Consider the following 12883-nt stretch of genomic DNA (forward strand, 5'->3'; position numbering starts at 1 on the left):
GGGTTGCTTGAGAACTGTACAGTGGACGCGAGCATCTTTGATCTTTTGTGGTCAAGTTATTAAGAGCATTCGGTGGATGCCTTGGCACTAGGAGCCGAAGAAGGACGTGGTGGCCTGCGATAAGCCTCGGGGAGTTGGCTAACGAACCGTGATCCGAGGATGTCCGAATGGGGAAACCCAGCCGGGGTCATGCCCGGTTACCCGCGCCTGAATGTATAGGGCGTGTGGAGGGAACGTGGGGAAGTGAAACATCTCAGTACCCACAGGAAGAGATATTCCGTGAGTAGTGGCGAGCGAAAGCGGATGAGGCTAAACCGGGGGTGTGTGATAGACGGCAGTCGTTGCACCTCCGGGGTCGTGGGACCCGCCAACCAGGCCTGCCGGCCTGGTAGGGAGTGAGAAAGCGTCGTCATAGTCGAACGGTCTGGGAAGGCCGGGCACAGAGGGTGAGACCCCCGTAGACGAAATGGTGGCGCCTCCCGGTGGGGATCCCGAGTAGCACGGGGCCCGTGAAATCCCGTGTGAATCTGGCAAGACCACTTGCTAAGCCTAAATACTACCTAGTGACCGATAGCGGACAAGTACCGTGAGGGAAAGGTGAAAAGTACCCCGGGAGGGGAGTGAAATAGTACCTGAAACCGGATGCTTACAATCCGTCGGAGCCTCCGTAGCTGGGGTGACGGCGTGCCTTTTGAAGAATGAGCCTGCGAGTTAGTGGTATGTGGCGAGGTTAACCCGTGTGGGGAAGCCGTAGCGAAAGCGAGTCCGAACAGGGCGAATGAGTCGCATGCTCTAGACCCGAAGCGAAGTGATCTACCCATGGGCAGGTTGAAGCGCGGGTAAGACCGCGTGGAGGACCGAACCCACTTAGGTTGAAAACTGAGGGGATGACCTGTGGGTAGGGGTGAAAGGCCAATCAAACTTCGTGATAGCTGGTTCTCCCCGAAATGCATTTAGGTGCAGCGTTGCGTGTTTCTTGCCGGAGGTAGAGCACTGGATGGCCGATGGGCCCCAACAGGTTACTGACGTCAGCCAAACTCCGAATGCCGGTAAGTGTAAGCGCAGCAGTGAGACGGCGGGGGATAAGCTTCGTCGTCGAGAGGGAAACAGCCCAGACCACCGGCTAAGGCCCCTAAGCGTGTGCTAAGTGGGAAAGGATGTGGAGTTGCACAGACAACCAGGAGGTTGGCTTAGAAGCAGCCACCCTTGAAAGAGTGCGTAATAGCTCACTGGTCAAGTGATTCTGCGCCGACAATTTAGCGGGGCTCAAGCACACCGCCGAAGCCGTGGCACTGACACATGTTCCTCAGCTCTCGCCTACGGGCGGGTGTTCAGGGGTGTTGGTGGGTAGGGGAGCGTCGTGTGGGAGGTGAAGCTGCGGGGTGACCCAGTGGTGGATCCCACACGAGTGAGAATGCAGGCATGAGTAGCGAAAGACGGGTGAGAAACCCGTCCGCCGAATGACCAAGGGTTCCAGGGCCAGGTTAATCCGCCCTGGGTAAGTCGGGACCTAAGGCGAGGCCGACAGGCGTAGTCGATGGACAACGGGTTGATATTCCCGTACCGGCGAAACACCGCCCATACCGAGCCCGGTGATGCTAACCGCCCAACGCCGTCCTTGTGCCCTTCGGGGCCGGGGCCGGCCGCGCGCGGAACCCGAACCGGTATTAGGTAAGCGTATTAACAGGGGTGACGCAGACAGGTAGCCACCGCGTGTTTTATGGCTATGCACGTCCAAGGGAGCAGGGCGAGGTCCAGGCAAATCCGGACCTCATACAGCCTCAGACCTGATGGTGACCGCGAATGCGGGAAGCAGGGTGATCCTATGCTGCCAAGAAAAGCCTCGACGCGAGGTGTTAGCCGCCCGTACCCTAAACCGACTCAGGTGGTCAGGTAGAGAATACCAAGGCGATCGAGAAAATCACGGTTAAGGAACTCGGCAAAATGCCCCCGTAACTTCGGGAGAAGGGGGGCCTGAGGGGTGAAGCCACTTGCTGGCTAGCCCTTTCGGGCCGCAGAGACCAGGGAGAAGCGACTGTTTACTAAAAACACAGGTCCGTGCGAAGTCGCAAGACGATGTATACGGACTGACGCCTGCCCGGTGCTGGAAGGTTAAGAGGACGGGTCAGCCCTTCGGGGCGAAGCTCAGAATTTAAGCCCCAGTAAACGGCGGTGGTAACTATAACCATCCTAAGGTAGCGAAATTCCTTGTCGGGTAAGTTCCGACCTGCACGAATGGCGTAACGACTTCTCCGCTGTCTCAACCGTGAACTCGGCGAAATTGCACTACGAGTAAAGATGCTCGTTTCGCGCAGCAGGACGGAAAGACCCCGGGACCTTTACTATAGCTTGGTATTGGTGTTCGGGACGGCTTGTGTAGGATAGGTGGGAGACTGTGAAGCAGCCACGCCAGTGGTTGTGGAGTCATCGTTGAAATACCACTCTGGTCGTTCTGAACATCTAACCTCGGTCCGTAATCCGGATCAGGGACAGTGCCTGGTGGGTAGTTTAACTGGGGCGGTTGCCTCCCAAAATGTAACGGAGGCGCTCAAAGGTTCCCTCAGCCTGGTTGGCAATCAGGTGTCGAGTGTAAGTGCACAAGGGAGCTTGACTGTGAGACTGACAGGTCGAGCAGGGACGAAAGTCGGAACTAGTGATCCGGCGGTGGCTTGTGGAAGCGCCGTCGCTCAACGGATAAAAGGTACCCCGGGGATAACAGGCTGATCTTGCCCAAGAGTCCATATCGACGGCATGGTTTGGCACCTCGATGTCGGCTCGTCGCATCCTGGGGCTGGAGTAGGTCCCAAGGGTTGGGCTGTTCGCCCATTAAAGCGGTACGCGAGCTGGGTTTAGAACGTCGTGAGACAGTTCGGTCCCTATCCGCTGCGCGCGCAGGAAACTTGAGAAGACCTGTCCCTAGTACGAGAGGACCGGGACGGACGAACCTCTGGTGTGCCAGTTGTTCCGCCAGGAGCATGGCTGGTTGGCTACGTTCGGAAGGGATAACCGCTGAAAGCATCTAAGCGGGAAGCCTGCTTCAAGATGAGGTTTCCACCACCCTCGGGTGGGAAGGCCCCCAGCAGAACACTGGGTTGATAGGCCGGATGTGGAAGCACGGCAACGTGTGAAGCTGACCGGTACTAATTGGCCGACAACTTCACCACAACTATCAGGTCTTGTGATGACGCGTCCACTGTACGGTTCTGGAGCCACCCACACACGGGTGACATCTCCATAGAGTTACGGCGGTCATAGCGAAGGGGAAACGCCCGGTCCCATTCCGAACCCGGAAGCTAAGCCCTTCAGCGCCGATGGTACTGCGTGGGAGACTGCGTGGGAGAGTAGGACGCCGCCGAACACCCATTACCGTGTGGGCCGCAACCCTTGGGTTGCGGCCCACACGTGTTTCTGGACCCAAGTGCCGGCTCTCAGCCGGCGACGGCTGCCGCGTCCATGTGCAGGAGCATGACGCGAGGTCTTTTCCTCGTCCGTCGTCGCCGGCGGTCGGATGCTGCTCGTCGCATGGCGAGTGCCTTCTCGAGCGCGCCGTCAGCCGGCGCCCCACACCCGTTCACCGGGTGGCCCGGGCCTCCCCGCAGGTGCCGTAGCTCGTACTTCACGACCCTTGCGTCCGTGAGCCTGGTGACCTCTGACTCGAGCGCGGGGGAGAACGCGTCACCGGCGTCCCGGCGCGTCCGCTGCTGGCCTGGGCAGCCACCGTGCTGACCGGCATACCCGAGCGGGTCCTCGTCGGGCTTCCACCCGTGCTCGCCGGCCGCGCGGTCAGCGGGCGGTGGGACGACGACCTCGGGCTCGTCCAGGACCATGTCGATGGGGGACCGCTACTGTCCCACCATCGCCCACACGACCGGCGTGCCGACGGGAGTGGGACCCACGGTGGCGGCCGCGCGTGCCGAGCCCGCCGTGGGTCGCGGAACCCGTCGTGGGCTTGGCGATCGTCGTCGTGTGGTCGTGGGGCGTTGCCGTCGGGTCGGATGGTCCCCGAGACGCCCTCCGGGGCGCCGCGGCGGGTGTCGGTCGCGTGCGTGCCTCCTCGATCGCAGCCTCAGCCGCGTGGTCGGCGCTCGAGGGCAGGGCGGGACATCCCCCCGTGTGCGGGCGTCGAGGCACTCCCGGGCCTCGGCCTCCGCTCCCCGCGATCCGCGCCGGAGCACCGCCGGCAGCAGGTCGTCGGGCCGGGGCCACGGGAGCGTGCTCTGTGGTGATGGTCTCGGCCGCGTGCCCGGGTGAACGCCTCCGCGACGGCGGTACCCCGCGTCCGCCGCGGGGTTCCGCCCCGTCGGGCGGTCCCGGTCGCGGCGAGCATCACTTGTCGTCGTTACCCGCCGGCAGCGTGTCACCGCGTAATATTTGCCCAGGCCGTATCACCCACCAGAAGGATCAACGGACGATGAACTTCCAGCCACGCACCCGCCGGGGCCTCCTGGCAGCGACCGCCTCGGCCGCGCTCCTGCTCGTCACGGCGTGCGGTGGCGACGGTGGGGAGGACAGCGGCAGCGGCGACGGCCTCGGTCTGGTGAGCGACGGGACCCTCACGGCGTGCTCGAACGTCCCGTTCCCGCCGTTCGAGGTCGAGGACCCTGACGCGCCGAGCGGCTACAGCGGCTTCGACATCGACCTCCTCCAGGCGATCGCCGACGAGATGGAGCTCGACCTCGAGGTCCTCAACGTGAGCTTCGAGGCCCTCCAGTCCGGCAGCACCTTCGCCGCCGGGCAGTGCGACATCGGCGCCTCCGCCATCACGATCACCCCGGAGCGCGAGGAGAACCTCACCTTCACCGCGCCCTACTACGACTCGCTGCAGTCCCTCCTCGTGGCCCCCGACTCCGGCATCGAGTCGATCGCGGACCTCGACGGCAAGAAGGTCGGCGTCCAGGCCGGCACCACGGGCCTGTCCTACGCCGAGGAGAACGCCACGGGCGCGACCGTCGTCGAGTACCCGGGCAACGCCGAGCTGTGGTCGGCCATCCAGGCGGGCCAGATCGACGCGATCCTCCAGGACCTGCCGGTGAACATCGAGAACGCCGCCGCGGACCCGGCCTACGTCATCGTCGAGGAGTACACGACGGACGAGCAGTACGGCTACGCCATGGCGAAGGACGCGTCCCCCGAGCTCGTCGAGGGGATCGACACCGCGCTCGAGAACCTCCGCGGGGACGGCACCTACCAGGAGATCTACGACTCCTACTTCGCCGTCGAGTCGCAGTAGTCCGATGCGGATCACCACACGCCGGCGGCTGACCAGGACAGCGCTCTACGTCCTGTTCTTCGCCGCGCTCGTGGCCGTCGCGCTGGCGGCGGACTGGGAGCGCATCGCCAACCAGTTCTTCCGGATCGACATCGCCCGGGAGCAGTTCCCCCAGATCATCACCATCGCGCTGAAGAACACGGTGCTGTTCACCCTGATCTCCTTCGCCGGGGGACTGGTGCTCGGGGTCGTGTTCGCGCTGATGAAGCTCTCGAGCGTGGGCCCCTACCGGTGGTTCGCGACGGCGTGGATCGAGCTGTTCCGCGGCATGCCGGCACTGCTCACGATCTTCGCGATGGTCTACGTCGTGCCGATCGCCTTCGGGTTCCGCATCCCCGGCGGGCAGGTCGGCGCCGGGCTCATCGGGCTCATCTTCGTCGCGTCCGCCTACATGGCCGAGGTCATCCGCTCGGGGATCCAGGCGGTCCCCAAGGGACAGAGCGAGGCGGCCCGCTCCCTGGGCATGTCGCCGGGCAAGACGATGGGCTGGATCGTCCTGCCGCAGGGCTTCCGGATCATCATCCCGCCGCTGACCAACGAGTTCGTGCTCCTGCTCAAGGACACCTCGCTGCTGTTCATCGCCGGTTCGACGGTGCTCACCAAGGAGCTGACGACCTACGCGCGTGACGGCCTGACGAGCACCGGCAACGGCACGACGCTGGTCATGGCCGCGATGCTCTACCTGCTGATCACGATCCCGCTCACGCGGCTCGTGGCGGTGCTCGAACGACGGATGGCGAGGGGACGATGACGACGGCCACCGACGTGCCGGCGATCGAGATCACGGGGCTGCGCAAGAGCTTCGGGGACCACGAGGTCCTCAAGGGGATCGACCTGTCCGTCCACCCGGGCGAGGTGGTCTGCGTCATCGGCCCCTCCGGCTCGGGCAAGTCCACGCTGCTGCGCACCGTCAACCGGCTCGAGGAGCCGACGAGCGGCTCACTGCGGATCGAGGGCGTCGACATCCTCGACCCGGACTGCGACATCGACGCGGTGCGCACCCGGATCGGGATGGTCTTCCAGCAGTTCAACCTCTTCCCGCACCTGGACGTCATGGGCAACCTCACCATCGCCCAGCGTCGGGTCCTCAAGCGGGGCAAGGCCGAGGCCGCGGAGACCGCCCGCGCGATGCTCGAGCGCGTCGGGCTCGGGGACCGCGGTGACGCCTTCCCCGGGCAGCTGTCCGGCGGCCAGCAGCAGCGCGTCGCGATCGCCCGCGCGCTGTCGATGAACCCCGACATGATGCTCTTCGACGAGCCCACGTCCGCGCTCGACCCCGAGCTGGTCGGCGAGGTGCTCGACGTCATGAAGCTCCTCGCCTCCGAAGGCATGACGATGATGGTCGTCACCCACGAGATGGGCTTCGCCCGCGAGGTCGGCGACCGGCTCGTCTTCATGGACGACGGCCTCATCGTCGAGGAGGGCATCCCCTCCGAGGTCCTCGCCTCGCCCCAGCACGCCCGCACCCAGGCGTTCCTGTCGAAGGTGCTCTAGCCGCCCCCACCCCCGCGGCCTGCCGCCTCCGTAACCCGCCGTGCCCGGTCGATCGAGAGGAACACGATGCAGGTTCGACGACGAGTCTGGGGTGGGGCGGCACTGAGCGCCGTCCTGCTGGGGGCGGTGACGGTACCCGCCTCGGGCACGGGACCCGCCACCGCCGCACTCACCACGCCCCTGGCGGTGAGCGCGGTCGCCGACGGCATGCCCTACCCGCGGCACGAGCCACTGTCGGAGCCGCCGGCCGACCCGGACGACCAGTCCTACTGGAGGGGTGCCGTCCCCTTCCACGAGATCGCCCCGCTCCTCAACGACCTCGCCGAGGTCAGCGAGTACGTCTCGACCGAGGTCGTCGGCCAGTCCACCGAGGGGCGCGACCTCTACCTCGTGACGGTCACGGCCCCGGAGACGGCCGCCGAGAGCATCCAGCAGGACGAGTGGCGCGACCGGATCAAGCACGACGCCGCCGCCGCGCAGGAGGACGCCGCTCTCCTGGCCGGCTACAAGCCGCCGATCTGGTTCAACAGCAACATCCACGGCAACGAGTGGGACGGCACGGACGCCTCCCTGTCCTACCTCACCGAGCTCGTCGAGGCGCTCGAGGCCGGTGACGAGGCCGCCACCGCCCTCGCCGAGGGCTACCGGCTCTACTTCACCGTGAGCAACAACCCCGACGGGCGGGTCGCCGGCACCCGAGCCACCGCGCTCAACCTCGACGCCAACCGTGACTTCATCACGAACACGACGCCCGAGACCCGCGCGATCCGCGACCTCACCAGCGACCTGCAGCCGATCTTCTTCGTCGACCTGCACGGGTACACCGGCAGCCTCCAGGTCGAGCCCACGGGTCCGCCGCAGGGGGAGAACTACGAGCACGACCTCCTCATGCCCTACTCCTACGCCGCGGCGCTGCGCATCGAGCAGGACGTCGTCGACGCCGCGATCGAGGGCAACCCGCTGACGGACGCCGGCGGCATCCTCATCCCCTACCGCGACATCCCGGACGGCTGGGACGGCTGGCCGCCGATCTTCACCCCGCAGTACGTCCAGTTCCAGGGCTCCATCGCCTACACCGTCGAGCTGGGCCCGGGCCGCAGCCGGTCGACCGACCCGGTGACGCAGCTCGAGGAGAACGCGCGCAACCTCGAGATCAACCGGCAGGTCGGCCACCAGGTCATCGAGTCGACGATCGCCTACGTCGCGGAGAACCGCGACGCGATCCTCGGCAACCAGATGGAGATCTTCCGCCGCGGTGACGCCGGTGAGCCGCTCCGCGAGATCCCGGCCGACCCCGACCCGGCGGACTACGCCGGGCCGGACGAGTGGGCCGCGGAGTGGGACGCGGCCGACGTCACCGGGACGGACTTCCCGCGTGCCTACGTCATCCCCGCGGGCTCGACCGACGCGGCGACGCTCGTCGACCACCTCCTCGCGCACGGCGTCGAGGTGGGCACCGCGGACTCCGCCTTCACGGCGGGCGGGCAGGACCACCCGGCCGGCACGTTCGTCGTCGACATGCACCAGCCGCTGCGCGGCCTGGCCAACGTCCTGCTCTCCGACGGCTCGGACATCTCCGACCGGGTGCCGAGCATGTACGACATCTCGGCGTGGAGCCTCGGACGCCTGTGGGGCGCCGAGGTCGACCGGGTGGGGGAGACCACCGACCCGGCACTCGCCGTCACGACGACGCCCGTCGTCGTCGCCCCGCCCACCGGTGAGTTCCCCACCGGCACCGACTACGTGAGCTTCCGGCTCGACGGCGTGGCCGCGGTCCAGGCGGTCAACCTCCTGCTCGCGGACGGCCACGCCGTCTCCGACGTCGGCGGCGGCACCCTCGTCGTCGGTCCGGACGGTCTCGCCCGGGCGGCCGAGCTCAGCGAGCTGCTCGGGGTGCCCTTCGCGGCGACCGACGGGAGCGAGCTCGCCGGGCAGGACGTGCGCGGCCTGTCCGCGCTGCGGGTGGGCTACACCTCCTCCTCCGCCTACGGCGGGGAGGACGAGCTCGCGCTCACCGGTCTCGGGTTCGTCGACCCGGTGCGGGTCACCGCGGCGGGCATCGCCGACGGCAGCGTCGACCTCTCCGAGATCGACGTCCTGTGGCTGGGCACCCAGCTCCAGCTCGAGCCCGTCGTCGAGGGCGAGCCGGCCGGGCCGGTGCGCCAGGCGCTCACCGACTACTTCGCCGCGGGCAAGGGCGTCGTCGCGTCCGCCCAGGCGGGCGTGTGGGCCGGCACCCAGTTCGGGCTCTTCGAGGCCGCGGTGGTCGACGGGCCGCGCAGCGCGAACGGCGTCGTCCTCGTCGAGACGTCCGGCGCCGCCGAGGTCACTCCGGCCGCCCAGGCGTCCGGGGTCATCGCCGCGCAGGCGGAGGAGGCGGCCTTCGTCTACGGGCCCGCCTACTTCACCGGCCTGGGGGAGAACGTCGCGGTCGAGCAGACCTTCGCGGCCGAGCCCCTGCTGAGCGGCCACTGGCTGCCGAACGGGGACGGCTCCGGGGGCCCGGAGCAGGCAGCGAGCCAGCCCTCGGTGATCTCCGCCGTCGCCGACAGCGGTACCCGCGCGCTCGTCTTCGGGACCGACCCGCTGTTCCGCACCCACCCGCGCGGCATGTTCGACGACGTCGCCGCCGCGCTGCTGTGGGCCGGACCGGAGGGCGCGCTCGTCGAGGCCCCGGTGGAGGAGCCCGTCGAGGAGCCGACCGAGGACCCGACCACCCCGGCCCCGACCGATGTGGCGACCGAGGACGCGACGACGGTCGACCCGTCGCCCACCGCCGCGCCCGGCGGAGGGGCAGGCGGTGGCCGACTGCCGACCACCGGCGTCGAGGCGTGGCCGCTGGCCCTCGTCACGCTGCTGCTCGTCGGCACCGGCGGGGTGCTCGTCGCCCGCCGTCGCCTCACGGACTGACACCGGCACAGCCTTCTGCGGGGCGGTACTCCCAGCCCGGGGGTGCCGCCCCGTCGTCATGTCTTGACGCTCGAACGTCGGCCTGGGGCGTCGTCCGGGAGATCTACACTCGGGCCATGACGACCGAAGCCAGTGACATCAAGCCGCGCAGCCGCCAGGTGACCGACGGCATCGAGGCGACGGCGTCGCGGGGCATGCTCCGCGCCGTCGGCATGGGGGACGAGGACTTCTCGAAGCCGCAGATCGGCATCGCGAGCTCGTGGAACGAGATCACGCCCTGCAACCTCTCCCTCGACCGGCTGGCCCAGGGCGCCAAGGAAGGTGTCCACGCCGGCGGTGGCTACCCGCTGCAGTTCGGGACGATCTCCGTGTCCGACGGCATCTCGATGGGCCACGAGGGCATGCACTACTCCCTCGTCTCGCGCGACATCATCGCCGACTCCGTCGAGACCGTCATGCAGGCCGAGCGGCTCGACGGCTCGGTGCTCCTCGCCGGCTGCGACAAGTCCCTGCCCGGGATGCTCATGGCGGCCGCCCGACTCGACCTCGCCGCCGTCTTCCTCTACGCCGGCTCGATCATGCCCGGCTGGGTCAAGCTCGAGGACGGCACGGAGAAGGAGGTCACCCTCATCGACGCCTTCGAGGCCGTCGGCGCCTGCTCCCGCGGGCTCATGAGCAAGGGCGACCTCGACCGCATCGAGCGCGCGATCTGCCCCGGCGAGGGCGCCTGCGGCGGCATGTACACCGCCAACACGATGGCCTCCGTGGCCGAGGCCATGGGCATGTCCCTGCCCGGCTCGGCCGCCCCGCCCTCCGCCGACCGGCGCCGCGACGCCTTCGCCCACCGCAGCGGCGAGGCCGTCGTCGAGCTGCTCCGGCAGGGCATCACGGCGCGCGACATCATCACGAAGAAGTCGCTGGAGAACGCGATCGCCGTCGTCATGGCGTTCGGCGGCTCGACCAACGCCGTCCTCCACCTCCTCGCGATCGCCAACGAGGCCGAGGTCGAGCTGTCGCTGGACGACTTCAGCCGCATCGCCGACCGCGTGCCCCACCTCGGTGACCTCAAGCCCTTCGGCCGCTACGTGATGAACGACGTCGACCGCATCGGCGGGGTGCCCGTCGTCATGAAGGCGCTGCTCGACGCCGACCTCATCCACGGCGACTGCCTCACCGTCACCGGCAAGACGGTCGCGGAGAACCTCGAGGGCATCAACCCGCCCGACCCGGACGGCAAGATCCTGCGTGCGCTGGACAACCCGATCCACAAGACCGGCGGCATCACCATCCTCGGCGGCTCGCTCGCCCCCGAGGGAGCCGTCGTGAAGTCCGCGGGCTTCGACAACGACGTCTTCGAGGGCACCGCCCGCGTCTTCGAGCGCGAGCGGGCCGCGATGGACGCGCTGGAGGACGGCACGATCCAGGCCGGCGACGTCGTCGTCATCCGCTACGAGGGCCCCAAGGGCGGCCCGGGCATGCGCGAGATGCTCGCCATCACCGGCGCGATCAAGGGCGCCGGGCTCGGCAAGGACGTCCTGCTCCTCACCGACGGCCGCTTCTCCGGCGGCACGACCGGCCTGTGCGTCGGGCACGTCGCGCCCGAGGCTGTCGACGCCGGCCCCATCGCCTTCGTCCGCGACGGCGACAAGATCCGGCTCGACGTCGCGAGCAAGACCCTCGACCTCCTCGTCGACGACGCCGAGCTCGCGGCCCGCCGCGAGGGCTGGGCGCCCATCGCCCCGCAGTTCACCAAGGGCGTGCTCGGCAAGTACACCAAGCTCGTCCAGTCGGCGAGCAAGGGCGCCATCCTCGCCTGACGCCCCCTTCCCGTCGAGAGCTGGATCCTGCGCGCAGGATCCAGCTCTCGCGCGTTTGAGCTCCCACCACCCCCCTCCCGCCGAGAGCTGGATCGTGCACATGCGGGGCGTGGCACGCGGGGTATACATGGGCCCATGCGAGCCATCCACGCCACGCAGGCCGGGGGCCCGGAGGTCCTCACCGTCGTCGACCTCCCCGACGAGCCGCCCGGGCCGGGGCAGGTGCGGGTCGAGGTCGCGGCCGCCGGGGTCAACTTCATCGACACCTACCGGCGCAGCGGTGTCTACCCGATGGCCTTCCCGCACGTCGTCGGCGCCGAGGGAGCGGGCCGCGTCGTCGAGGTCGGTGAGGGCGTCACCGAGCTGCGCGTGGGAGACGGCGTGGCCTGGGCGTCGGTGCCCGGCAGCTACGCCGAGCGGGTGAACGTGCCCGTCGCGGACGCGATCCCGGTTCCCGCGGGTGTCGACCTGCGCACCGCGGCAGCCCTGCCGCTCCAGGGGCTGACCGCGCACTACCTCAGCTCCTCGACGTTCCCCGTCTCGCCCGGCGACGTCGCCCTCGTCCACGCGGGCGCGGGTGGCGTCGGCCTGCTGCTCACCCAGCTCGTCGTCCGCCGTGGCGGGCGAGTGATCTCCACCGTCTCGACGGCGGAGAAGGAGCGGCTCTCCCGCGAGGCCGGCGCCGAGCTGGTCGTCCGGTACACCGAGCTGGACGACCTCACCGCCGAGCTGCCCGAGATCCTCCGTGAGCACACCGGCGGGCGCGGGGTGGACGTGGTCTACGACGGCGTCGGCAAGGCGACCTTCGACGCCTCCCTCGCGAGCCTGCGCCCCCGGGGCATGCTCGTGCTCTTCGGCGGGTCGAGCGGGCAGGTGCCGCCCTTCGACCTCCAGCGCCTCAACAGCGGCGGCTCCCTCTTCGTGACCCGGCCGACGCTCGCGCACTACATCGCCGACCGTGCGGAGCTGCTGGGGCGGGCCGCGGACCTTTTCGCCGCGGTCGAGGAGGGACTGTCGGTCCGGGTGGGCCTCGAGCTCCCGCTCGAGGAGGCCGCCGAGGCGCACCGGGCGCTGGAGTCACGCCGCACGACCGGCAAGGTGCTCCTCGTCCCCTGACCCCGCCGCCCTCCAGACCCGCGATCGTCCCCGTCCCCTCGCCGAGCGCTGGATCCTGCTCGTGCACGATCCAGCGCTCGGCGGAAGGGGGGTGGGGTGGGGCGTGCGGGGAGAAGGCATGCGGGGAGGCATCGGCTCGGGGAGGCAGCAAATCGCGGGGCGGGACTCGCACCATGTCCAGGGACCGGGACCAGAATCCAGCATATGAGACGGAACGAAGGGTCTGGCGTGGTCGGGGCTACAGTTCACGGCATGCAGCAGGACGTCGTACTTCGTC

Annotated in this window: 7 protein-coding genes and 2 rRNA genes; 8 read left to right on the top strand and 1 reads right to left on the bottom strand. The window is 68.2% G+C overall.

The annotated features are described in order from the left end of the window. The first annotated feature begins 49 nt into the window (after positions 1-49). Positions 50-3164, top strand: a 23S ribosomal RNA gene (locus tag FE251_RS04380). Positions 3165-3241: 77 nt separating this feature from the next. Then, a 5S ribosomal RNA gene (gene rrf / locus FE251_RS04385) occupies positions 3242-3358 on the top strand. A 70-nt stretch (positions 3359-3428) separates the two neighbouring features. On the opposite strand, the gene FE251_RS04390 is transcribed toward rrf, so the two are convergent. Next, positions 3429-3827 carry a hypothetical protein gene (locus FE251_RS04390; RefSeq protein WP_139948068.1) on the bottom strand — a complete coding sequence of 133 codons (399 nt, stop codon included), beginning with the start codon at positions 3825-3827 and terminating at the stop codon, positions 3429-3431. 584 nt (positions 3828-4411) lie between these two features. Between FE251_RS04390 and FE251_RS04395 the strand changes: the two genes are divergently transcribed. From FE251_RS04395 to FE251_RS04420, 6 genes are all read left to right on the top strand, one after another. Beyond that, positions 4412-5230: an ABC transporter substrate-binding protein gene (locus FE251_RS04395; RefSeq protein ID WP_139072034.1), complete on the top strand. Its 819-nt coding sequence runs from the start codon at positions 4412-4414 to the stop codon at positions 5228-5230. A 4-nt stretch (positions 5231-5234) separates the two neighbouring features. Continuing rightward, positions 5235-6020: an amino acid ABC transporter permease gene (locus FE251_RS04400; protein ID WP_139072035.1), complete on the top strand. Its 786-nt coding sequence runs from the start codon at positions 5235-5237 to the stop codon at positions 6018-6020. Continuing rightward, positions 6017-6763 carry an amino acid ABC transporter ATP-binding protein gene (locus FE251_RS04405; RefSeq protein WP_139072036.1) on the top strand — a complete coding sequence of 249 codons (747 nt, stop codon included), beginning with the start codon at positions 6017-6019 and terminating at the stop codon, positions 6761-6763. The genes FE251_RS04400 and FE251_RS04405 overlap by 4 nt, the downstream gene beginning before the upstream one ends. 126 nt (positions 6764-6889) lie before the next feature. Then, complete coding sequence (locus FE251_RS04410) at positions 6890-9673, top strand: M14 family zinc carboxypeptidase (protein WP_168202650.1); 2784 nt, start codon at positions 6890-6892, stop codon at positions 9671-9673. 116 nt (positions 9674-9789) lie between these two features. Next, a complete protein-coding gene (ilvD, locus tag FE251_RS04415; RefSeq protein ID WP_139948072.1) occupies positions 9790-11490 on the top strand; it encodes a dihydroxy-acid dehydratase in 1701 nt (566 codons plus the stop codon). Positions 11491-11625: 135 nt separating this feature from the next. Then, positions 11626-12606: a quinone oxidoreductase family protein gene (locus FE251_RS04420; RefSeq protein ID WP_139072039.1), complete on the top strand. Its 981-nt coding sequence runs from the start codon at positions 11626-11628 to the stop codon at positions 12604-12606. Positions 12607-12883: the final 277 nt, after the last annotated feature.

Origin of the sequence: Georgenia wutianyii (assembly GCF_006349365.1) — a bacterium.
In the GTDB taxonomy this organism is placed as follows: domain Bacteria; phylum Actinomycetota; class Actinomycetes; order Actinomycetales; family Actinomycetaceae; genus Oceanitalea; species Oceanitalea wutianyii.

What these genes read in the sequence shown, in the direction of transcription:
- FE251_RS04395 (WP_139072034.1), top strand. Translation starts at nt 4,412, where the DNA reads ATGAACTTCCAGCCACGCACCCGCCGGGGCCTCCTGGCAGCGACCGCC.
- FE251_RS04420 (WP_139072039.1), top strand. Translation starts at nt 11,626, where the DNA reads ATGCGAGCCATCCACGCCACGCAGGCCGGGGGCCCGGAGGTCCTCACC.
- FE251_RS04400 (WP_139072035.1), top strand. Translation starts at nt 5,235, where the DNA reads ATGCGGATCACCACACGCCGGCGGCTGACCAGGACAGCGCTCTACGTC.
- FE251_RS04405 (WP_139072036.1), top strand. Translation starts at nt 6,017, where the DNA reads ATGACGACGGCCACCGACGTGCCGGCGATCGAGATCACGGGGCTGCGC.
- ilvD (WP_139948072.1), top strand. Translation starts at nt 9,790, where the DNA reads ATGACGACCGAAGCCAGTGACATCAAGCCGCGCAGCCGCCAGGTGACC.
- FE251_RS04390 (WP_139948068.1), bottom strand. Translation starts at nt 3,827, where the DNA reads ATGGTCCTGGACGAGCCCGAGGTCGTCGTCCCACCGCCCGCTGACCGC.